The sequence below is a fragment of the Providencia sp. PROV024 genome (genome assembly GCF_032709665.1).
Lineage (GTDB): Bacteria > Pseudomonadota > Gammaproteobacteria > Enterobacterales > Enterobacteriaceae > Providencia > Providencia huashanensis.
The window spans coordinates 700,612-723,886 of the sequence record NZ_CP120545.1 but is presented as its reverse complement, the minus strand read 5'-3'; the positions used below and the strand labels follow the sequence as shown (position 1 = coordinate 723,886).

Annotated in this window: 21 protein-coding genes; 5 read left to right on the top strand and 16 right to left on the bottom strand. The window is 39.9% G+C overall.

Translation table 11 applies throughout. The features are described from left to right. On the bottom strand, positions 1-1,449 hold the full coding sequence (locus tag P3L56_RS03130; protein ID WP_272686259.1) for an NAD-dependent succinate-semialdehyde dehydrogenase: 1,449 nt from the start codon (positions 1,447-1,449) through the stop codon (positions 1-3). A 39-nt stretch (positions 1,450-1,488) separates the two neighbouring features. Then, positions 1,489-2,616, bottom strand: a complete 1,128-nt coding sequence (locus P3L56_RS03125) for an aromatic ring-hydroxylating oxygenase subunit alpha (RefSeq protein WP_042849069.1) — start codon at positions 2,614-2,616, stop codon at positions 1,489-1,491. Between the two features lie 318 nt (positions 2,617-2,934). Here P3L56_RS03125 and P3L56_RS03120 point away from each other — a divergent pair, with 318 nt between their 5' ends. Next, a complete protein-coding gene (locus tag P3L56_RS03120; protein ID WP_198861130.1) occupies positions 2,935-4,494 on the top strand; it encodes a BCCT family transporter in 1,560 nt (519 codons plus the stop codon). A 75-nt stretch (positions 4,495-4,569) separates the two neighbouring features. On the opposite strand, the gene rimI is transcribed toward P3L56_RS03120, so the two are convergent. Both rimI and P3L56_RS03110 read right to left on the bottom strand, forming a co-directional pair. Further along, the gene (gene rimI / locus P3L56_RS03115) at positions 4,570-5,022 is read right to left on the bottom strand and encodes a ribosomal protein S18-alanine N-acetyltransferase (RefSeq protein WP_042849070.1); all 453 of its coding nucleotides are present in this window, start codon (positions 5,020-5,022) and stop codon (positions 4,570-4,572) included. Further along, complete coding sequence (locus P3L56_RS03110; RefSeq protein WP_042849071.1) at positions 4,991-5,401, bottom strand: DNA polymerase III subunit psi; 411 nt, start codon at positions 5,399-5,401, stop codon at positions 4,991-4,993. Before P3L56_RS03110 ends, rimI begins: the two co-directional genes overlap by 32 nt. 132 nt (positions 5,402-5,533) lie before the next feature. Here P3L56_RS03110 and rsmC point away from each other — a divergent pair, with 132 nt between their 5' ends. Beyond that, positions 5,534-6,547, top strand: a complete 1,014-nt coding sequence (gene rsmC / locus P3L56_RS03105) for a 16S rRNA (guanine(1207)-N(2))-methyltransferase RsmC (protein WP_129466887.1) — start codon at positions 5,534-5,536, stop codon at positions 6,545-6,547. A 337-nt stretch (positions 6,548-6,884) separates the two neighbouring features. Here the strand turns inward: rsmC and P3L56_RS03100 are convergent, their stop codons facing one another. The 6 genes from P3L56_RS03100 to P3L56_RS03075 form a co-directional block, all read right to left on the bottom strand. Then, on the bottom strand, positions 6,885-7,139 hold the full coding sequence (locus tag P3L56_RS03100; RefSeq protein WP_042849073.1) for a DUF1435 family protein: 255 nt from the start codon (positions 7,137-7,139) through the stop codon (positions 6,885-6,887). Between the two features lie 127 nt (positions 7,140-7,266). Then, a complete protein-coding gene (locus P3L56_RS03095; protein ID WP_042849074.1) occupies positions 7,267-7,797 on the bottom strand; it encodes a GNAT family N-acetyltransferase in 531 nt (176 codons plus the stop codon). Positions 7,798-8,003: 206 nt separating this feature from the next. Then, entirely contained in the window at positions 8,004-9,443 is a 1,440-nt protein-coding gene (gene phoA / locus P3L56_RS03090) for an alkaline phosphatase (RefSeq protein ID WP_042849075.1), read from the bottom strand. 179 nt (positions 9,444-9,622) lie between these two features. Continuing rightward, a complete protein-coding gene (locus P3L56_RS03085) occupies positions 9,623-11,191 on the bottom strand; it encodes an alpha/beta hydrolase-fold protein (protein ID WP_272686260.1) in 1,569 nt (522 codons plus the stop codon). A 61-nt stretch (positions 11,192-11,252) separates the two neighbouring features. Continuing rightward, positions 11,253-11,870 (bottom strand): DUF3156 family protein, encoded by a 618-nt coding sequence (locus P3L56_RS03080; RefSeq protein WP_042849077.1) that lies wholly within the window; start codon positions 11,868-11,870, stop codon positions 11,253-11,255. Next, on the bottom strand, positions 11,845-13,335 hold the full coding sequence (locus P3L56_RS03075) for an APC family permease (RefSeq protein ID WP_042849078.1): 1,491 nt from the start codon (positions 13,333-13,335) through the stop codon (positions 11,845-11,847). Before P3L56_RS03075 ends, P3L56_RS03080 begins: the two co-directional genes overlap by 26 nt. A gap of 397 nt (positions 13,336-13,732) precedes the next feature. Between P3L56_RS03075 and P3L56_RS03070 the strand changes: the two genes are divergently transcribed. Next, complete coding sequence (locus P3L56_RS03070) at positions 13,733-14,401, top strand: helix-turn-helix transcriptional regulator (protein WP_094301196.1); 669 nt, start codon at positions 13,733-13,735, stop codon at positions 14,399-14,401. 2 nt (positions 14,402-14,403) lie between these two features. Here the strand turns inward: P3L56_RS03070 and P3L56_RS03065 are convergent, their stop codons facing one another. The 5 genes from P3L56_RS03065 to P3L56_RS03045 all read right to left on the bottom strand — a co-directional run bounded on the left by P3L56_RS03065 (position 14,404) and on the right by P3L56_RS03045 (position 19,583). Further along, positions 14,404-15,147: an SDR family oxidoreductase gene (locus P3L56_RS03065; protein WP_042849080.1), complete on the bottom strand. Its 744-nt coding sequence runs from the start codon at positions 15,145-15,147 to the stop codon at positions 14,404-14,406. A 125-nt stretch (positions 15,148-15,272) separates the two neighbouring features. After that, positions 15,273-16,766, bottom strand: coding sequence for an aldehyde dehydrogenase family protein (locus P3L56_RS03060; RefSeq protein WP_166686036.1), 1,494 nt, complete (start codon positions 16,764-16,766; stop codon positions 15,273-15,275). A gap of 28 nt (positions 16,767-16,794) precedes the next feature. Further along, positions 16,795-17,163, bottom strand: a complete 369-nt coding sequence (locus tag P3L56_RS03055) for a cupin domain-containing protein (protein ID WP_042849082.1) — start codon at positions 17,161-17,163, stop codon at positions 16,795-16,797. Between the two features lie 49 nt (positions 17,164-17,212). Next, the gene (locus P3L56_RS03050; protein WP_042849083.1) at positions 17,213-18,517 is read right to left on the bottom strand and encodes an NAD(P)/FAD-dependent oxidoreductase; all 1,305 of its coding nucleotides are present in this window, start codon (positions 18,515-18,517) and stop codon (positions 17,213-17,215) included. Positions 18,518-18,836: 319 nt separating this feature from the next. After that, positions 18,837-19,583 carry a helix-turn-helix transcriptional regulator gene (locus P3L56_RS03045; RefSeq protein ID WP_042849084.1) on the bottom strand — a complete coding sequence of 249 codons (747 nt, stop codon included), beginning with the start codon at positions 19,581-19,583 and terminating at the stop codon, positions 18,837-18,839. A gap of 254 nt (positions 19,584-19,837) precedes the next feature. Between P3L56_RS03045 and P3L56_RS03040 the strand changes: the two genes are divergently transcribed. Continuing rightward, a complete protein-coding gene (locus P3L56_RS03040; RefSeq protein ID WP_042849085.1) occupies positions 19,838-20,782 on the top strand; it encodes a nucleoside hydrolase in 945 nt (314 codons plus the stop codon). 41 nt (positions 20,783-20,823) lie between these two features. Here P3L56_RS03040 and P3L56_RS03035 read toward each other — a convergent pair whose 3' ends face one another. Then, on the bottom strand, positions 20,824-21,810 hold the full coding sequence (locus tag P3L56_RS03035; protein ID WP_042849087.1) for a glycosyltransferase: 987 nt from the start codon (positions 21,808-21,810) through the stop codon (positions 20,824-20,826). Between the two features lie 293 nt (positions 21,811-22,103). On the opposite strand from P3L56_RS03035, the gene P3L56_RS03030 reads away from it, so the two are divergent. Continuing rightward, positions 22,104-23,015, top strand: a complete 912-nt coding sequence (locus P3L56_RS03030) for a DUF808 domain-containing protein (protein ID WP_042849088.1) — start codon at positions 22,104-22,106, stop codon at positions 23,013-23,015. The last annotated feature ends 260 nt before the right edge of the window (positions 23,016-23,275 follow it).

Below are 23,275 nucleotides of genomic sequence, written 5' to 3'. Positions count from 1 at the left end.
TTATCCAATATCGATACACAAGTACTTAATGCTTAAATAATCCTCAATGCCATAACGAGAGCCTTCTTTCCCTAAACCAGATTGTTTCACACCGCCGAATGGCGCAACCTCATTAGAAATCAAACCAGTATTGATGCCGACCATACCACTTTGCAGCTTTTCTGCGACACGATATACCCGATTCACATCCCGAGAGAAAAAGTACGCCGCTAGCCCATAAATAGTATTATTTGCCCGAGAAATTACTTCACTCTCATCATTAAAGCGGATCAATGTGGCAATAGGACCAAAAATTTCTTCATGAACAATGTCCATTGAATCATCAACATCTACCAATACTTTTGGATTAAAAAAGTTGGCTTGTTCTTTGATTTCATTACCTAATGTTAATAATTTAGCACCTTTCGCTAATGCATCTTGCAATAATGCATTCATTCCTTCTATTGCCTTAGATGTAATCATTGGCCCAATATCGGTACCCGCAGCAAGCCCATTTCCGACGGTTAATTTGGCCACTTCTGCGACAAACTTGGTTTTAAATTCATCAAAAATAGCAGTATGAATATAGAAACGGTTAACACAAACACAGGTTTGCCCACCATTACGGAACTTGGCTTGAATAGTGGCAGTTACTGCTTTATCAATGTCTGCATCCTCAAAGACGATAAAAGGCGCATTACCACCGAGTTCTAACGACGTTTTCTTTATAGTCGATGCACACTGTTCTGATAATATTCGGCCTACTTGTGTCGAACCTGTAAACGAAAACTTACTGATAAGCTCATGTTTTGTCAGTCTTTCGCCTAAAATACGCGATTCCCCCGTCACAACATTAAAAACCCCTGCTGGAATACCCGCCTCATCGGCCAATTGAGCTAATGCAAGAGCCGTAAAAGGTGTTTCTGTCGCTGGTTTGATGATAATGCTGCACCCTGCCGCAAGAGCTGGTGCCGCTTTACGGGTGATCATCGCAGCGGGGAAATTCCATGGTGTAATGGCACTACACACCCCGATAGGTTGCTTAATTGTCGAAATCCGGTTACTCCCAACAGTCTGAGGGATAGTCTCCCCATAAACACGTTTACCTTCCTCTGCAAACCATTCTATAAATGAAGCGGCGTAGCGAATTTCACCTTTAGCTTCATGTAATGGCTTACCCTGTTCTAAGGTCATTAAGCGACCGAGATCATCAACATTGGCTTCGATAAGCTCAAACCAACGTCGTAAAATGATAGAACGAGCCTTGGCGGTAAGCTGCTGCCAACCTTCCATCGCCATGTGAGCTTGCTCAATAGCCTCATCCACTTGTCTTGCCGACAAGCTGGGAATTTCTCCCAGCACAGATTGGTCAACAGGATTAGTCACAGGGATTTTCTGACCTGAATCAACCCATTGCCCATTGATATAACATGTCTGACGAAATAGCGCTGGGTTAGTTAACTTATGCATTTGTGACTTCTCCTCGTTCATTTATATTCAATAACGTAATTACTCGCTATGCGCACCAGCTAAAATCTTATGGAAATGAGCCACACCGTGTTCACTAATACCACTGCGTTGCCTATCTACCATAATTCTGCCTTGCCCACGGTAACCGCGAGATCTCAAGCCTTTTTGAACACTTTCAACGAGACGTAAATCTTCAGGACGAAAAACGGTACGATACCATTCGACTAAATTTTTCTGGTACTCCGTCAACTCTTCATTAAGGAAGTAAATATCATAATGCTGCAATGTTTCTCCGGCATTGACAGGGAACTCATAGATAACCGTCATAAAATCCCCTCCTGGCGGCATATTGAACATTGTGCTTGGCCAAATCCAAAAACCAAAGAAACGAGGATCTAATACAGATTCATCAAACTGATATGAAGACTCTGAAGGTTTAGCTTTACCGATTTGTACGGTCCAGTTATCCAATAATTGATGTTCATATACGCTAACATCCACTGAACTCGCGAAACTAACATGGTTAGTCGGGCAGTGATAACATTCAATATAATTATCAACGATAGTTTTCCAATTAGCTGGGGTACGGCTGACAAAACGTGCTGCCAATTTTAAATCACCAATCACAGCACAGGCTTCTTGCATTTTTTCTGCTAAACCAGGTAATTGCTGTTCAATTGGTTGAGGTTCTTCAGTTGTCATATTGACATAAATAAACCCTGCATGTTCAGTCACATGGAAAGAGCTTAATGACATGGCATCTGATTCAAAATTATTCACATTCTCACAATTGGTCGCATGTGCTAATTGACCATCCAGCTTGAATGCCCATGCATGATAAGGGCAAGTAATCACATTCTTAACTTTGCCACTTTCACCACTGATTAATTGGTGACCACGATGTGGACATACGTTATAAAAACCACGTAAAACATCATCACGACCACGAACGATCACGAGGCTTTCACCAATAAGTTCACGAGTGATATACGAGTTTTTTTCTTTTACTTCACTGATATGGGCAACACAAACCCATGAATTAGCAAATATTTTTTCTTTTTCATACTCAAAAATATCATCAGAAGTGTAATAACGTGCAGGGATCGTCCATGCGTTATCAATATCAAGGTGATCATTGATCGAAATGACTTTGGTTGCATTGCTCATAATTGCCCTCACTTTGTAAACTTATAGTTAACATATTTTTTATGGATGTTAATCCAGATCTCAATAATGATCAAACAAAATATTGACTAAAATTTATTCATGCATTATTTCATCAATAAAAACAATACAATAGGCAATATATATTTACCGATTCTGTTAATGACAAGTTAATTATTTGTTGACTACGCAATCTTTGCATGGCTATTCTCTGTAAACCAACAGTAGCTATTAACGAAAAACAACCTTACAAACACAATAGGAATTCCCTGCAAGCCAACTCTCATACAAAAAAAATAAGTGAGCAACCGGAGAAGAGGTATGATGAATCATAAGAAGTCTATATTTTACGTGTCGTTAGTCTTTAGTTTGGCGCTAATTAGTTTTGGCGCCTTTATCCCTGACAAACTGGAAGCATTTTCACACTCAGCTTTAAGTTTTATCTACAACAACCTAGGTTGGTTTATCTTAGGTTCCGTTTTTATCTTTTTTGCCTTTTGTATGTTCCTTGGTTTTTCTAAATTTGGGCACATTCGTCTAGGCGATGATGATGACAAGCCGGAATACAGCACCGTCACTTGGATTGCGATGCTATTTAGCGCATCAATTGGCATTAGCTTAATGTTTTGGGGGGTAGCGGAACCCGTCTCCTATTATATTAGTCCACCAATTGGCCAAGGCTCTACAGAGCAATCAGCCAAAGCGGCGATGCAATATGTCTACCTACACTGGGGGGTATCAGCTTGGGCTTGTTATGCACTCGTCGGCGTTGCATTAGGTTACTTTCAATTTAGAAAGAAACTCCCTGCATCAATGAGCTCAGTATTTTACCCATTACTTGGTGATCGTATTTACGGCTCGATTGGTAAATGGATCAACGTGTTAGTGATGCTTTCCATCGTTATCGGTATCGCAACATCACTCGGTTTTGGTACACTACAAGTTAACAGTGGAATGAACTATTTGTGGGGGTTACCAATTAGTATTTATGTACAAATTGGTTTAATTGCCATTATCACCGTCGTATATATCGCTTCCACTATTTCAGGGCTGCAGGGGGCAATTAAGCATCTATCCAACCTAAATATCGTACTTGCTATAGGGTTGATGGCATTTATCTTTATCTCTGGTCCAACACAAACGATTTTAAAAGTGTTATTCCAAGGCATTGGTGATTACGTACAAAACTTTGTCAGTATGTCTTTTCGCACCGAGCCGTACAACGATGGAACTTGGATTGCGAACTGGACACTCTTTTACTTCGGTTGGTGGATTGCATGGGCACCATTAGTCGGTAGCTTTGTAGCGCGTATCTCAAAAGGCAGAACGATTAAAGAATTTATGATTGGTGCCGTATTCATTCCTGTATTAAGTGCATTCGCTTGGTTCGCCGTGATGGGTGGGTCTGCAATCCATCTTATTCAAAACCTAGGACAAACAGCACTGGCTGACGCAGTAAAAACCGATGTCACTTCTGCGTTATTTAAATTTTTAGATTATTTTCCAGCCTCAACCTTTATTAGTATGATAGCTATTGTTCTGGTGTTGATTTTCTTTGTTACCTCAGCAAACTCAGCGGTTTTCGTACTCGGTATGGTAAGTGAAAATGGGAACCCAAACCCATCTCATGTGACGAAAACAATTTGGGGTGTGATCATTGCAGCGATTGCAATAGTACTCATCATGACTGGGGGGTTATCCGGCTTACAATCAGCCCTTGTTGCGATGGCTGTTCCATTATCTATCATGATGCTAATCATGTGTTATTCCACCTATAAAGGCCTGAACGAAGAAGTGAATGCACAAGCAGCAGCAAAAATACAACAGAAAGAAGATATTAAGCTGATGAATAAAACCATTCTTTCGGAAACAGAAAAATAAGAACCTAAATAACAAAACCCCAGCACGAGTCTCGTGCTGGGGTTTTTAATTCCACATTTAAAATGATAACCGTATTTATTCGTCATTCAATAATGTTAGAGCGAGGACAAGTGCATCCTCTCGGCCTTTTTTCGCCGGGTAATAATCTTTCCGTACTGTTACTTGATGAAAGCCAAGCTTATCATACAGATGTAATGCTGATGCATTCGATTCCCTAACCTCTAGCCACAAGGTTAAGATACCTTTTTTAACTAAATCGCTGATCAGTTGCTCGAGTAATAAACGACCATACCCCTGCCCTTGATAGTCAGGATGGACAGCAATATTGAATAAAGTGGCTTCATCCAACACACACTGAGTTATTGCATACCCAACAACTTGATTATTAATAGAAATCTTAATGTTATGATACTTTTCCCCTTGATTCCCATAAAAAACACGCTCAGTCCATGGGAAGTCATGACTTAACTTCTCAATTAAGAAAGCAGTTGCGAGATCAGATTGCTTTAGTGTTGATATTTTCATCATATTGATAAATTTGTTTCCATAGTGCCTGTTTAGCGCTGTGACTCGACATCAGCTCAGACAAAACAGGTGAAATAAACGTGATTTTTGAACCTTCGGGGTGGGTTTCGCCACCTAATACCCAACAAGGCGTTATTATTGGTGTTGGGAGTAAACCTAACTGCTCTGAATTAACACAAACAACATCATCAGAGACAATATTCATTGATAGAAAAATATCTTTTAGCAGTTGGCTATTTAAATCGAGGTTCTCATCAGTAATAATAATAAGCTTAGTCGACGCTGGGATCCTTACACCACGTTCACCACGTAACACAGCTGGATTTCTCACCATCCATTGAGTGATCCCCATTTGTTCTAAAAGCCTGTCACGTCGTGTCATTTATTTTTCCAGTCGCAATTGTACAACCACATCTTATCAAAGGGGATTAATAGCGCCAACAGAGCAATGCTATTTCTCCCATTTCTGGTAATGTGTTATCGGTTATCTATTATTTTAGGAGATTGACAGAATATGTCATTACTGACACCTGCCAGCGAAGTTATACAGCGCCATCTCGAACATTTTACAGATCGTCATGTCATTTTGGCCGGTGACATTCAGGATGAACTTGCAGCAACCTTAGAAGCAGCAAGCGTTCGTGTCATTACGAACCAGTATCACCACTGGCAACGTTTACAACCGTTAATGGGGGAAATGGCGTTATACTCTGCGACAACCCCAGCTGAATTTATTCAGCCCTGTAATACACTCATCTATTTTTGGCAAAAAAACAAGCAAGAAGCTTGTTTTCAGCTTGATGATCTTTGTACCCACCTCACTACTGGTAGCCAAATATTTATCGTAGGGGAGAACCGTAGCGGGGTAAAAAGTGCCGAGTCTATAATGGAAGGCATCGCTAGCTTGCAAAAAATTGACTCTGCACGCCGCTGTGGTTTGTATTATGGCGAACTAGAGCAACCGACCCAGTTTGATATTTCTCGCTGGTGGCGTCATTATCAAATTGATAATGTTAGAATTAATGCATTACCAGGCGTATTTAGCCATATGGAACTCGATATCGGTAGTGATTTATTATTATCTACACTTACAGAGCCTATGAGCGGTGACCTATTAGACTTAGCTTGCGGTAATGGCGTATTGGCGGCCGTTATTGGTTCCCAAAACCCAGAAATAAAACTTACATTAAGTGATGTCAGTGCCTCCGCATTAGATTCCGCAGCTTCTACACTTGAAGCTAATCAGCTAACAGGCAAAGTGGTTGCAAGTGACGCTTATTCAGATATTCATGATAAGTTTGACTGGATTATTTCTAATCCACCTTTCCATGATGGGCTAAATACTAGCTACCGTGCAGTTGAAAATATGATTTACCAAGCACCTAAATTCCTGAAAAAGGGCGGGCGCTTGCGCATAGTCGCCAATGCTTTTTTACCTTACCCTGATTTACTGGATAAAGCATTCGGTAGCCATGAGGTGCTAGCTAAAACAGGGAAATTTAAAGTTTATCAAGCGATTAAGCGCTAACTGTATCAGTGAAATTAACACGCCGATAAATTCACCCAAACTAGAAGTGGCCAGTCATTATTGACTGGCTATTTTTTACCAAAAAACGGCGACCAAAAGCTACACCGAATTAGTGTAACCAGACAAACTTAGTGAGTTGCGAGGGTGACGGAATTGCTAGACGCGCTAGCTTCAGGTGTTAGTATTCTATAGACGTATGGGGGGCTAATCCCCCCTTTCACACCACTGATGCAGTCAGTGTTTTTCACTTCAAATTGACTTGAAAGCACTTTCTACCGTGCGCTCACTTTCCCTCTATTATTTTTCCTAATGCATTCACTCATTATTTAACCAAATACTACCTTTGTAATACAAATGCAGCCAGAAAACACACGAGTGAAACAACGGCTGGGATAATCAATAAACGCCGAGAACCACGGTTAAACAACATACCTGCAGTCGCGATCATCATAATGATCATGGTGATTTTGAGGTTATCTAACCCCATATTGCTGAGTACATAGGTAATGCTCAGCAATATCACGGCGAAAACACCCCATAAACCAGCCCCTATGCGCCGTAAGCCAGTTGTTTTTGATATGCTAGTTGGCATAATGACCTCAACAATCTCAAATGATAATGATTATCAATCATATCTGATTTTGTGTGAATTTCAATATTTATTGTTCAATTTGACGACAAAATCAATAGCCAACAAACATATTCATTAACAAAACACTCTAATCAAACCAATATACAAAGTGAATATCTTCCGGCTCTAAAGCAAATAATTCTGGGTCAGGTTTTTCAATCAAAGTACAGCCAAGATATTGGTAGAAATGTACTGTATTTTCTGATGGTGTCGCCGATATATACAGCCCTTTAGCGTTTTTTTGAATGGCTAGGTCAACACACTGCTGAAATAGCAGCCCAGCCAAACCTTCACCACGATGTGGGTGACTAACATGTAAAAAAGACAACTGCAGCAAATTTTTTTGCTCACCACGCCATGTATTGTCTAAACTCGCAGCTGCAATCAGTTTCCCTTGTTCAAACACCCCTATAAAAATGGCCCCTTGGTCATAACTTTCCAACAAATGTGGAGTGTAAGCTTCAGGTTCACCTTCAGGCCAACCTTTCATATCAAAGCGCTGCTTTGATAGCACCAATTTCCCATCTTGATGTAAATATAGGTGCTCAATTAATTCAGTGCGATCAATAGACCAAACCGCTGGAATTTCATCTCGCTGTAGTTTCCGTACTTCTCTCATAAATTGGTTCTCATCATGCTGCGCTTATAAATAAGCTCTCGTTTTGATTATTAAAAAATAATAAATCAAGATAACCAATAAATAAATAAGTTCAAATATTTCATAAAGCTATTAAGGAATGGTTGAATAAAGGGGAGAGGAAAGAAGGCCGTTAAAAAAATTCTCCGCAACATCCTGTCGCGGAGAATTTATATTACAGGGTTGGTTTATTGCTTCAATCCCATTGCATCACGCATGGTAAAGAACAAATCGGTTTGGTCAGTCAGACCCATTACGTTTGCCGCATGTGGGCCATAGGCAGCTACACGTAACTGAGCGCCAGTGTGCTCCTGTGAGTCATCTTCTTCAGAGTTCCCGTAGTTAACCACCATCACAGAGCCATCTTTAGTAATCAACGCTTGAGTTAGCCCTGTTGATTTAGTGCCTTCCGGTATGATTTGGCTCGAATGTGAGTGATCCGCAGTCACGATAACCAAAGTATCACCATGTTGTTTAGCAAAATCTAAACCAACTTGAACGGCTTCATCGAGAGCCACGGTCTCACCAATTTGGCCACACGGATTTGCTTTGTGATCTTGTTTATCTATGGATGCGCTCTCAACTTGCAAGAAGAAACCATTCGGGTTGACTTCTAATAAATCAATCGCTTTTTTAGTCATTTGCGCTAACGTTGGCGCATTTGGATCTAATTTAGAATTAGGTTTACATTCAAGTGGTGCATTATTGATGTTGCCATAATGAACGGCTTTAGGCCCTTCCCACGCGACTGCCATATTGCCATCATGGAATAAACCTAAAACAGGTTTATCTTGATTCGCAACAGTGACGTTGTTCAACGCATTTGCATCACGCACAATGTTGTAACCACGTTCAATAGCCTGTTGTTCTAACGTTTTACCTTTATAGTCCCCAGCTTTTGCTTCTTGTTTGAAGCTCTTCGCACCACCGCCAAGGGTCACATCTGCGCGAGTGATCAATAACTGCTCTGAAATCGAGCCACGCCCGCCATTTTCTAAGGCATTAGCCGCACATTTTTCTGATGTTTCTTCAGGTCCATAACATTTACGTGCACTGACATGGGCGAACTGCGCGGCTGGAGTTGCATCCTGAATCTCAGAGGTTGTCACGTTGCCCGTAGCTTTTCCATTACGTTTCGCAATTTCAATTAACGTTTCGTGGTCATTACCAAATACATCGATTCCCAATGCACCATTATATGTTTTCACACCCGATGACCATGCAGTTGCGGAAGCCGCCGAGTCAGTCACATAATCAGGTTTCTGCGTTTTTTTATCTAATGCATAGTGAGTATATTGCCCTGTGATAGGTAAGGCATCGATGCCTTTAAAAAAGCCAGCTGCACCTTCTGCATAGTTACGTGCGACGGTAATTTCAGAATCCCCCATACCATCACCGATAAATAAAATCACATTTTTGGCTTGACCATTGTGAAGCGCCGCTTTCATGATGTCAGTTTGTTCAGTCGCTAAACGACGTGCTCCGCCAAATTTAGTGATATCGCCTTGGGCCGCACGGTTTTCTGAAACCGCATCATTTTTATCTGCGGCATAAGCAGGGATTGTACTTCCTAAAATCAATGTACTTACTGTGACAGCTAAAAAAGATTTCATAAAATTACCAGTCATAACAGTTTCCTTGCCGATCAATAATGAAAAATGAATAAGTATGTTTTAAATAATGATAGGCATGCTAAAGGAGCTAGATGACAGTTGAATGACGCTTTTATGGCGAAATGAATACGGTTGTCATAAAAATGAAAAAGCAGCTCATTACAAGCTGCTTTAAGCACTAATCCGGTTATTGCTTACCACTGTGATGAGAGTTTCTTTGTGCCCTCATACAGTGTTTCACACCAAGAAATGTAATCATGGCCGCTGGGTAATTCTATTGCATCAACTTGGTAGCCTTTATGCTTTAATACGTCAAACAAGTGATAATGATTTTGAATAATTCCGCCCCAACTGCCTCTTTGTTCAAATAAACCCGCCTCAAGGAAAAATCGAATGGGTTGCTTCGGCATGGTTTCAATTTCCCGGATCAGCCATTCAGGGTCTTCCCCCTTTGGTGACCACCAATAAGACCCTGACATGCTTAACACATTGCCGAATACCTCCGGATGCTGTAAGGCATTCCAAGTTGCACCAAGCCCTCCATAACTAGACCCCGCAATAATAGTGTGTTTAGCGTCCGCTTGGATTCCCTTTTTTACCAGTAACGGTATTAACTCATCCGCCAGCAATTGAGGGAAGTCATGATTAGGAGGCAGCTCTTCCCCACGACGTTCCGAACTGATGCTATCGACAAACACGATATCCATAGCTGGCAAATCACCGTTATTCATCCATTTATCAAAAAAATTCACCATTTGATAATTTTGTTGGTAAATCTGACCATCTAACAACACTAACAGCGCAGGGTGTTTCATCGGCATATTTGCGCGATATACCGTAATTTTTCGTTCATTATTCAAAACACGGCTAGAAAGTGTAAAAGTTTCCAAACTTCCTTGAACTTGCGAGTGCTTTATTAATGGGAAATTACATTGGCGTATTTGTGGCGCTAGTGACAATAAGGAGAAGCGGTTGTATTTATCTTCAGCTAAAGATGGAATAACGTTGGGGTTATACGGGTCAGCTTGTGCTGTCACTAATATTGCCTTACGCTGTGCGAAACCACCTTCAGGAACCATTGGGATATCAGGGGCAATTTTATATTGTGACAATGTCTTATCAGGGATAATAAAAGAGCGGTACCAAATATCAGTTCCCGCCAAATGCGCCATTCTTTCATGATTCCCCGATGGCGCTCCTAAAATATACGCATTGGATTTCGCCCCCCGCCATAAAAAAGTTGCTCGCTTTTGCGAACCAGCGAGATCCTCAATCAGTGGAGTTCCTTCTATCGCAACAGCTTGCCAGAAAGCGGCTGAGTCCCCATCGCTATAATACTCATCCAATAGGCTTTGCAACTTAGGGCTTACAGGCTCTCCCTCTTTTTTGATATCTAACGGCTGATAAGGTTTGACATCAAATTGCAGACGCCAAGGCTTCCCCGGCTCACCTTTCAAAGAAAGATAATAAACCCCATTTGTAGGGACTAAATAATCCGCAGAATGAGGCTCTTGCGCCGAACCATATTCTTGTAGAGTACGTATGGGCTGTTGCTTAGCGTCTAGTAATGTGACCTTGGAAACCCCCTCTCCACGTTGCTTGATAAAATTTTGCTGTGATGCTTCAAAAAATAAACAGCTATCCCCCTTACTGTTATGCACCCCTTCGGCAGTAGAAAGCTCCGCTAAACGAATACAGTCTGAAGAGGTTGCGATGGCTGCTGAAGAAAACAAAATACACCCTAAAAGTGGCAAAGATTTCACATCTCATTCCAATGAATCAATTGATAATAATAATTATTACTATCAAAGAACTTATTCAAATTCAACGGATAATCCGTTTTTTTTCCATCAGTTGGCTAATTAACTGTAATGCGCTCAATAAACGATGACGTTGCTTGCTCTCCAGCCTCAGATAACGTCGTGTTGCAGGAATACGACTGACCATCTCTGATGCAGTAAAAGGTTCAATCTCACAACGCCACTGACCATGATTAAGCTCTATTTGGCATCGGTTAAAATCCAACTCTTCTAATGTTTGCCGAATAATGGGATATTCATTCAACCAGCCAATAACCTTAGCCCCATCTATTTGTTTAGATACAAAATGGATATGTTTTTTCCTTACACTTCCTCGCGTTTTTACTTCAATTTTTGCATTAATATCCTGATGACAAATACCAGAAACGGCAAAACGGCTATATACAATAAAAGCAAGAAACAGCTTTCTTGGGCGTTCAGTGACTTCAATCGTTAATTCAGGTTGTAATTGAATAAGGAGCGCTCCCGGTGCCCGCCATTCACACGGATAAGGAAGCATATCTCGCTCAATACGATTAAGTGTTAGCCCAGTTTGATAGCCCACTGGTAAACGTTTTTTGGTTAATCTGCTGCCTAGCCGCTGCCATAGCGAATATTTAGGCGAGGTTGCGTAATGGCTCAAGTTGGCCTCCCTCAATTTCTTCATCTCGGAATGAGTTTGATAGGACTGACTCTACACTTAGCGGTTTGAATGGGTTAACTTTTTGCACAAAAACCGTCCAAATTAAGGCATAACCAGCAGTTAAACCTAACATTATTGCAAAAGGAATATATACATCAGACTTACTCATACCCGGTGGAGTGATATAAACAATGGCTAAAATAATGCCCACACTCGAAATAATCTGTGGCAGAGGGAAGAATGGTGAACGATAAGCGCGGTGTAAATCAGGGCGACGGATACGCAATAGCACCACGGAAATAGTTACCAATAAATAAGCAACTCCCCAAGAGCACACAGCGGCTAATACTAAAGGAATGATGCGGTCAAGATCGCCTTGGATAGCAAAGGCGTGTAAACAAGGGATCATCACAGCAACTAAAATACCAAATACTGGTGTTTTAAAGCGTGGGTGTAAGTAAGCAAAGATGCGAGGTAATGCACCATCAAGTGCCATCCCGTAAAGAATACGCGGTACTGCGGCCATTAAAGTATTGATTGTGGCTCCACCAGCAAGTAAAAGTGCCACACCAATCCAATATTTACCAAACTCACCCATCACTAATTCCGCAAATGCTGGAATAGCCATTGGTGTTTCCAATAAACGGGTTCCCGTTTGTGGGTCAACCACCACATTTTCCACTTGGTTCGCTAATGCGGCTCCAAATAGCACCATACACAGAGCGACACAGAACAACCCTGTTGTCATTGCCCGCGGAATAACTTTGGCTGAGTTTTTAATCTCAGGCGCCATTGGTGTCACTAACTCACACCCTACAAACATGAACATGGCCATTCCAATAAAACTCAGTACTAATGTTGGGTCTGTATTCAATGGCTGACCAAACCAACCATCCGTCTGTACATGAAATGGTAATAACAAGCCGCTTATGCTGAAGATCACTAATGTAGACCACATAGCAAACGTCAGCACAACTTCCACCTTACCAAAAGCTTCGATCCCAAAAGCGTTTAAAATACCAAAAGTAACAACAAGCCCAACACCAACCATCCACGAGGAATTACTGGTTTCTAAAACCGTATTTAAATGCTCAAAATTAACCAACGCCATAATTCCAGAAAGAATTGTTTCGGCCGTTCCAGCAAAGACATGCACTATTAAATAGGCAGAAAGCGCCCCAGTAATTGCCCAGAAGCGCCCCATTCCACAAGAAATATAATCATATACCGAACCTGATGTTGGTAGGATTGCAGCAGCTTCAGAAAATGTTGTTAGCTGAGCTTGCATCATAATAAAACTCAACAACACCGCTAAAGCAAAAGTATCACCGCCAATGCCGAATCCACTAATAACCGTTAAGATAACAGGACTAGCCATAATCAAACCGGCAGAACTTGCCAATGTTGTAGGAAAGCCAACTTTCCCATTCTCTAGATGTGACGACAATTTTGAGGATAAATTCATTTTTCTTCCCTCTCGCTCCATACACAGTCATGAATGTGAATTTTTTGTAAAAATATAGTGACTGAATTGCCACTATAAAAATAAGCACAAACGACTCGCTATCGTTCTAAAGGACGATACCCAGAGAGAGGGGGGAACCCAAAAACAGCGCAAAAAGTACCAACAACTGAATCAAAAAATAGATAATTAATTAGATATCAATGCATAACAAAAAAACGCTTTGTTAATATATTAATAATAAGTTCACTAAAGATACCCAAAAGCAATAGAGCATTATTGGATGGGTTTTAACGATTTTTAAATACTGCAAGCAACCTCACGTTATTAACATGTTTACTTTATGTTAATATCAATAAGGCGCATGATAATAATTCGATTGGCTACGGAAGGTAATATGATGAGCTCTTTATTGTTTAGCCCTCACCAACAAACATTGATTGATTGCTGCCTAAATACGATTGCTCATATTATTCCTATATCAGCATCCGTGTATTATCTGGTTAATGACCACTGGCAACCCGATAACTATATACTTTATGGGGTTCCCGCAAAAATGCACCAAGATTATCTTGCCTGTTTTTATCAGCTAGATCCTTTACACCCGAATAACTTTCGTAGCAGTGACTTACGCTTAGTGAGAATGGGGGCGGAGGCACGTCAGCAAAATCAGGCATTCTTCCATGACTTTATGCAACCAAATAATATGACGGATATGGCTGAAATCTTTATTCGGCGGAAAAATAAGATTATTGCTGGAATTTCAATCATGCGAGATAGCCCTTTTAGCCAACAAGAAATCATGCGGTTAAATGCAATTTTACCTGTTGCAGAGCTAATGACATTTGATGTGCTGCCTGATTCCTTAGTTTCTTATACTCCTAAAGAACAAGAAATTATCCACTTAGTACGAGAAGGTGCAAGCAACAAACGTATTGCATTATTATTAGGTGTATCTCTGTCTACGGTAAAAACGCATTTGCGGAATATTTTTACCAAAGCACAAGTCACCAACCGGACAGAACTTGTTTCATCAGGGTTCATTATTCGCCAAGAAAAGCATTTTTAGCCCTAACGGCCACCAGCCGCATCAATTATTGTCCCTGTGACATAGGATGAAGCATCACTCAGTAACCAAGTGATAATCTCCGCAATTTCCCTAGGCTCTCCACCTCTTTTCATCGGTAACTGTGCCGCAATGCGATCCACTCGACCTTCCTCACCACCATCCTTATGCATCTGTGTATAGATATAGCCAGGGCGTACACCATTCACACGAATACCTAGCTCAGCCAGTTCTAATGACAACCCTTTCGTAATAGAGTCCACAGCACCTTTAGAAGCCGCATAATCAATATACTCCCCCGCAGCCCCTAACCGAGCCGCAGCTGAGGAAACATTAACAATGGCTTTATTTTGAAATTGATTAAAGAAACGGGCATGCTTAATGAATTCTCTGCAACAAATCAGTAGCCCAGTTACGTTAGTCGCCAGCACCTTATTAATACGTTCCGCTGACAACCCCTCAGTAGTCGATTGTTGAAATAAAACACCGGCATTATTGACTAAAAAATGAAGGTCACCGTACTGTTGCCTGATAGTGTCGAATAGCTTAACAACATCACTTTCATCACTAATATCACATTGAAATGCATCAGCCATACCACCCGAGGCTTGGATTTCCCTAACAAGATTTTCTGCGGACTGTTGGTCACTTTTATAATTGACCAACACATGCATACCTAGGCTTGCTAACTGGATGGCGGTAGCACGGCCAATCCCCCTGCTCCCCCCTGTAATCAACACTTTTTGCATTAGGTTATCTACCAGTAATGATAATTAACCTATCTTAACCATAACTTGCACTCTATGCGCAATAAAATACAAAAAACCCGGCTTAATCGCCGGGAAATATTGATTAATTTCATGTTAGCTAAATACTAATAACGCACCATGACAGATTTTAACTCGGTGTAATACTCGATAAAGGCACTACCAAACTCACGCCCAACCCCTGATGACTTAATTCCACCAAAAGGCACTGCCGGGTCAAGGAAGGTATGCATATTCACCCAAACAGTCCCCGCTTCAATTTGTGAAATCATGCGCATCGCTTTACTTAGGTCATTAGTCCATAAGCTAGCCGCTAAACCAAATGGAGTACTATTCATTAACTCAATAAGTTCATCTTCATTGTCATAACTGAGGAATGTCCCTACAGGGCCAAATGTTTCTTCCTTCATCAACGCATCATCTGGGCTATTTGCACGAATAATGGTTGGCGGTACAAAATAACCTGTACCAGCAATAGGCTGGCCGCCATAAATAATTTCATTACCCTCTTGGCGTGCTTTTTCAAATAAAGCGAGAATTTTTTCATAATGCGCTTTATTTGCGAGTGGCCCCATTTCTGTTGTTTCATCTAACGGCGCCCCCACTTTCATCACAGACAAGCGGGCTTTTAACTCAGTTAATACGGGTTCCATTAACTTAGATGGAATATAGAAACGCTCCGCGGCTGCACAAATTTGCCCCTGATTCAGATATCCAGCCTCAATGATGCCATTGACTATTTTTTCAACGGATAAATCCGCTAAGAATGCAGCGCCATTTTTACCACCTAACTCAAGCGTAACACGGGTTAATTTTCCTTCCATTGCGGTACGCCCTACCGCTAGCCCCGTTGGTACAGAACCCGTAAATGTCACTTTGGAACATAGAGGATGATGGATCAGTGCAGGCCCAACTTCACGACCTCCACCATTAATGATGTTAATAACCCCGTCTGGGATACCTGCTTCTTTTGCTAGCTCAACTACCCTTAACATCGTTAAAGGGGTAAATTCACTCGGCTTTAACACAATGGTACAACCGCAAGTTAATGCAGCGGCTAATTTCCAAATAGAAATCATTATGGAAAAATTCCAAGGAATAATACCTGCTACTACCCCAACAGGCTCCCGCTGTGTAAATGCCGTGTATTTTTCACCATTAAATGAAGGCAATGAAACATTGAGAGTCTCACCACTGATTTTCGTTGCCCAACCAGCAAAATAACGTAAAAATTGTGCGGACGAACCCACTTCAAGAAAACGAGAAAGCTGAATTGTTTTCCCTGAACAAAGGGTTTCTAGCTGAGCCAGTTCTTCAAGATGTTTCTCAAACAAATCAGCAAGGCGGTTTAAGCAATTCCCTCTCTCCATCGGTGTTGTATTTGCCCAAGCCCCTTTGAATGCAGCGTGAGCAGCTTCCATTGCTGCATCAACGTCTGCTAATGTGCCTTCTTTCACTTTCGCAATGACTTGCTCAGTGGCTGGATTAACGACATTAAAAAAAGTATCGCCCATGCCAGAAACCGGCAACCCGTTGATAAAATGGCCATGTTGACGTTTCAGAAATTCACTGACCTCTGGTAATAGGGTTAACTCACTCATCGTTATCACTCCACTTAATAGGAATTAATTAGGCATTGACACAAGCTAGGTAATGTTTGACAAAACGCGGGGCATCAATTTCCCACAAAACTTCTGTCCCTTTCGCTGCAAACCATGTATCACCCTTATGATATTCAACCGTTACACCCGTTTTCACATCGGTTAATTTGACTGAACCTTCGTGAACGGTCGCCATTTCATCAAATGGGTATACCATTTTGAACTTACCTTTTGTACAAGCGAAAATTCCACATGTCAGATTATCAGTGGGTTCGCCATGTATCATCGCAACACTCGCTTGAGGATCGCCCTCGACAACTACAGACCCTAAGTTTGTAACACTACCTACATTCAGTAATTCCGGCAGTGGTTTATTCAATAATAATGGACTAATCATGATTTTTACCTTTAATCAATTTTAATAAAATAGATGGACTGATAACGAACTAGCGCCGCCCCTGCCAATAACCCGATGTTTGATGCATAATTTTGGCAAGTGAAACAATGACATTACGCATGCTATCTTTACCAATAATGTTGGCATGAGGAATAGAGCTCATTAAGTCATAACGATGCGAACCTTCCACCATCCCCTCAGCAAGAACTTTACAGACAATTTGGCTAGGCGTGACACCGAAACCGGAATACCCTTGAGCATAAAACACATTTTTATGCTGTGGTAATGTACCAATTTGGGGAAATAAATTTGCACTACAGGCCATTGGCCCCCCCCAAGCAAGTTCGATTTTGACATCTTTGAGGTAAGGAAAGACTTTTAACATTAAATTCCGGTTCCATGCTTTAAGATCAGATGGAATGTACTCAAGGAAATGCGTCGAACTGCCAAATAATAAACGGTTTTCATTCGTCACACGGTAGTAATCAATTACAGGGCGAATGTCACTATATGCGCCTCGGATTGGGCTGATCTGTTCAATTAGCTCGTCCGGCAATTCTTCCGTCATTAATTGATATGCGTAAGTATTAATCGTTTTAGGGTAAATTGTTGGTTCAAGACCGTTTAAGAACGAATCGCAAGCCCATAACATTTTTTGGGCTTTAACCGTGCCCATCGCCGTTCTCACCGTGATGGTATTTCCATACTCAACATTTAATACTTGGCTATTTTCAAAAATTTTAGCGCCATAAATTTCACTTATTGCTTTTGCTTCACCCAATAGCAAATTCAATGAATGAACATGCCCACCCCCCATGTGTTTGATACCACAGGTATAAGCATCAGAACCGATAATCTGTTTCAGTTCTGTACCACTATAGAATTCAATTTCCTCATCGGGATCAACGGATTTAAAATCCTTTAGCCAACCACGTAAGGTTTTTTCTTGGCGCTTGTTGCTACCTAAATAAGCGTAACCGCGGCAGAAATCAGCATCGATATCATATTTAGCGATACGCTCACGCATGATCCCAGCCCCCATGTTACTGAGCTTAAAGATCGTTTCTAACCCTTCAGGGCCAACATATTTTTTAATTGCATCAATATCATGGCCAATACCTGCCATAACTTGGCCACCATTACGCCCAGAACCACCATAGCCTAGGTGACGCCCCTCCAAGATAGCAATATTGGTAATACCTTTTTCACACAACTCGAGTGCCGTGTGGACCCCTGAAAAGCCACCACCAATAATGACAACATCCACATCAAGATCTTCTTTTAATGTAGGAAAGCGTAAGTCATATTTCTTAGTTGCAGCATAATAAGTTAGTGATTCTACTTGGTTATTCATAACGGATACCCTGTTTAGTATCTTTCGATAACCTGATTATCTTAACCTTGCATTAACAATTACATAGCCCTTTAGGGACATTCGAAACATAAAGTTAACATTTGTGACGTAAGTAGAATATTTATATAAAAATAAAATTTAGTAAAGTTTATTTTTTTAATTAAAATTCAATTAATTAGATAATTATTGCCATATTAATAATATAACAATTTATGAGTTGAAATACTTAAAAGTATTCTAATAAATATTAGATAAAACTAACACCATGATAAATAAACTAAATAATTCTCATATTTTGAGGTAAGGAAATTCACCCTACCTATTGAATTGGCCTATTCATAAATAAGTTAAATAATTCAGCTTGCGAATTAATATCTAATTTCTGGTAAATATTCTTACGATGATTTTTGACTGTCCCTAAACTGATAAAAAGCGACTGTGCAATCTGTGGGGAGCCTTTACCAGCAAGGATCAGTTCAACAACCTCACATTCTCTTGGGGTTAACCCAAACCGCGTTTGCATATCCGCATTTCGGTAATGATGAGAAACTGCATGAGGAGAGACTTCTTTATGAAGCCTAGCCATACTACGAATAATATCGCAAGCATCTTTAAGTGGGGCTTGTGTATGCTTTCCTGAGAAGAAAGGTCTATCTTCGTTACCAAAAAAGATCCCTAGTTGCCTACCTGTTGAGATCTCTAACAATAAACCCGCTTCATCACACCAACCCGTTTTACGATAGAAATTAAGATAATAATCAGTGTGATAAAAACCTTTAGGTGCCAATTCTTTTAGCGTGAGTACCGTCGAAGCGCCCCCTTTCTGGATTTCTTGATAGAATGGGTCCATTAAATAAGCACCTCGCTGATAGATCCTATTAACACTATCACTATTGCGACGTTCGACTTTAGATAGAAATCGAGGAGGTGCACCTTTCTCAAAAGAATATACAATCGCATTATCAAATGTGATGAATGAAGATAACCATGATAATAAATTAGGGTAAAACTGGTTAGTTGCAACAGAATCAATTACATCTGGCAATTTATTGAGATAATTATCCATGCTCCCTCCTAGTTTATTAACTTATTAATAAAGTGTATTTATACTCCAAGCTAAAGGATATAAGAAACACATAATCTTCATAAACTCAATATGATTGTTATTAATATGTTAATTATGTCACTATGATATTAGTAACATTAATGAATAGTTTCATTACATTAGTATTCATTAAAATGAAGCTTAAATCACAAAATAATAAATAAATCCTTATATTATGTTAATCAAAAGTAAATAACATAATGAAAGGAGCAAAAATGCAGAAATACAAAATTATTTTAGATTGTGATCCTGGACATGATGATGCTATGGCTATCTTTTTGGCGTTAGGTAACCCAAATATAGATTTACTCGCTGTCACGACTGTCGTTGGAAACCAAACTCTAGACAAAGTGACTCACAACGCACGCGCAATTATGGAATTCGTTGGTGCAAATAATATCCCTATAGCTGCTGGCTGCCCTCGTCCCTTAGTAAGGACAATACAAACTGCCCCTGAAGTTCATGGAAGCACAGGGCTTGATGGGACACATCTTCCAGAGCCAACACAGCCAATTGACCAACGCCATGCTGTCGATTTGATCATCGATACAATCAAATCTCATCCCCCTAAAACAATTACTCTCGTTCCTATTGGTGGATTAACAAATATTGCTTTGGCCGTCAGAAAAGCACCTGAAATTGTAGAGTTAGTAAAAGAAGTCGTTCTGATGGGGGGAGGCTACCATACCGGTAATCGCTCTGCTGTAGCTGAATTTAATATCATCATAGACCCTGAAGCCGCCCATATTGTATTTAATGAAAAATGGCCGATTACCATGGTTGGATTAGACCTCACCCACCAGGCTAGGCCAAATGATCTAATTATGGAACAAATTGCTCGTTTGAATACACCAATTAGCCAATTTGTTGTGGAATCCCTAAATTACTACACAACAGGTTATCGCCAACGTAATGGTTATAGCGACCATGCACCTGTCCATGACCTTTGTGCCGTCGCTTATGTTATTAACCCATCGATAATGGAAACAGTTAAAGCGCCAATTGATATCGAGTTACAAGGTACTTTAACTACAGGGATGACTGTCACTGATTTTCGTATGCCGGCCAAAGCCGAATGCCATACACAAGTTGCCACAAAGCTCGATAACCCAAAACTATGGGAAATGTTTATAAATTCCCTTAAGCAATTAGGTAAATAAATAATGAAAAGGTAGCCTCTGTCAGCTACCTTTTCAAAAGATTATGATTTAAGGATTTCTTTTAATTTGGTATAGCGCCTAATTAAACGCCACTTAAGTTTTACTGTCGTCGCATGTTCCCATACTACTTGCCAGTAACCTTTATCAAAAAACTGCTGCACCATCTCTTTTTGTGTTTCAGGTGACTTAATTGCCAGTAAGGCTTGGATCACCCCTAAGCCTTCCTTACCAACCTGCCATAAGCAAGCTGGTGCTTGTTTGACTTGCTCAGGATAGCGCCGATAAATATCTAGCAACATATCAATGATTTTCAAATAAGTGTTTATCTTACGAACTGAGCGTTCATCACCCGTCAATGAGTGAGAAACTGATTGGTTATGGATCAAATAACGATAATACTGTTCATTAATAAATTGCACACGTTTTGCTACTAACAAAACTTCAGTCGTCCAAGGAATATCTTGATGATGCAACTTAGGCTCAAAGAAAAAATCATGTTGGCGTAACATCTCTAAACGGTATAAGTTCAACCAAGTCACATGTAAAAACTTACGTGAGCTTAACCCTTTTTCAAGCCATTCAGGACCAGATATCACCCCCGTAGAGGGTACTTTGTTTGGTGGGAAAATAGCCTTCGGTGCGTCACCATTGGTATAAACATATGTCCCATTACAGGTTGCAACGTCTAGGTCTCCAGATAATGCGATTTCTAATAGACGTCCATACATTTTAGGGTTAATTTCATCGTCTATATCAGGAAATGTAATATATTTCCCCGTTGCTTCAGCCATTCCAGTATTACGAGCAACCGAAACACCTTGATTTTCCTGAGATAATACTTTGAAACAAGCAAACTTATCTGCATAAGCATTGATAACGCTTTCACTATCATCCTTAGAGCCATCATTAACAACAATAAGCTCCCAGTTCTCTAATTTTTGCGCTATTAAACTTTCAAAAAACTGAGGTAGAAATTTTTCACCATTATAAACGGCAACAACAATGCTCAAAACTGGCTGAGAAGACATGTATTAACCTTATACCAATCTACTTAAAATTATTTATAACCCAAAGTGGTTAAGTCAGACCGAAAGACCAACTATAAATGTGTTACTTCACTAAAATTAATTAGTTAGAAACACAAAAAACGCATTGGTTCCATTGTCATAAAAATTTAATAATTCAATGCGCGGCATTTTTAACTGTAATGGTATTATTAAATTTTATAGATTATGGTTAATACCAAGTGAACTAATTATCGCTAAACCAACCTAATAAACATTAACTACACCTTAAAAAAGAAAATAATGAGGATATTATTTTGGCTGGAAGCAGTTTACTCACATTACTTGATGATATTGCCGCAGTGTTAGACGATGTTTCCGTCATGACTAAAATGGCAGCTAAAAAAACATCTGGCGTTTTGGGTGATGACCTCGCTTTAAATGCTCAGCAAGTCACAGGAGTACGGGCTGATAGAGAACTTCCTGTTGTTTGGTCAGTTGCTAAAGGCTCGTTTATTAATAAATTGATACTTGTCCCTTTAGCACTACTAATTAGTGCCTTTTTACCTTGGGCTATTACACCATTACTTATGCTTGGTGGGGCTTACCTATGTTTTGAAGGTGCAGAGAAAATTGCACATAAGTTATTGCACCCCGAAACAAAAACAGCCGCTACTATGCAAAAACAATTATCTCCTGAAATGCTTAGCGAGTTTGAAAGTAAAAAAATCAAAGGTGCTATCCGTACTGACTTTGTACTATCTGCTGAAATCATTGCAATAACATTAGGGATTGTTTCTTCAACGACCTTTATGAATCAAGTTATTGTGCTTTCTATTATTGCGATTGTAATGACAATAGGTGTTTATGGGCTAGTCGCAGGTATTGTTAAATTAGATGACTTAGGGTTTTACTTGCAGAAGAAAGCATCTACAGCATTAAAAAAATGTGGCAATGCTTTAATTTATATCACACCATATCTAATGAAAACCTTATCTATTGTAGGCACAGCCGCAATGTTCATGGTTGGTGGTGGTATTTTGACACATGGTATTAGTTACATTTCAGAATGGATCGATGAAATTGCTTTTACCGCAATTTTGACCCCTATTATTGGCAGTACAATGCAGTTTGTCTTACCTACCATTATTAATTTATTTTTTGGTTTAATCGTAGGTTTACTTCTAGTTGCAATAATCAATTTATTCAAAAAACTTAAAAAAAGTTAACCTCAAAAATAAGATAGCACAGACGGTTGAGTGCTATCTTTCTCTCCATTGTTTACCATTTTTATTTTTTCGCTATAAATTTAATTGCATATCGAGTTACAAACATAAGCAAACTGATCTAAATCAAAAGAAATTCATCTTTAATTTACGTTATAATACGTAGATGTGTATTTTAGAATATAACAAAAAAATAGATTAACCATTAAATATCAATTAGTTGAAATCATCAGTATATATATTAAAGCTTAATTTTTTGCTTT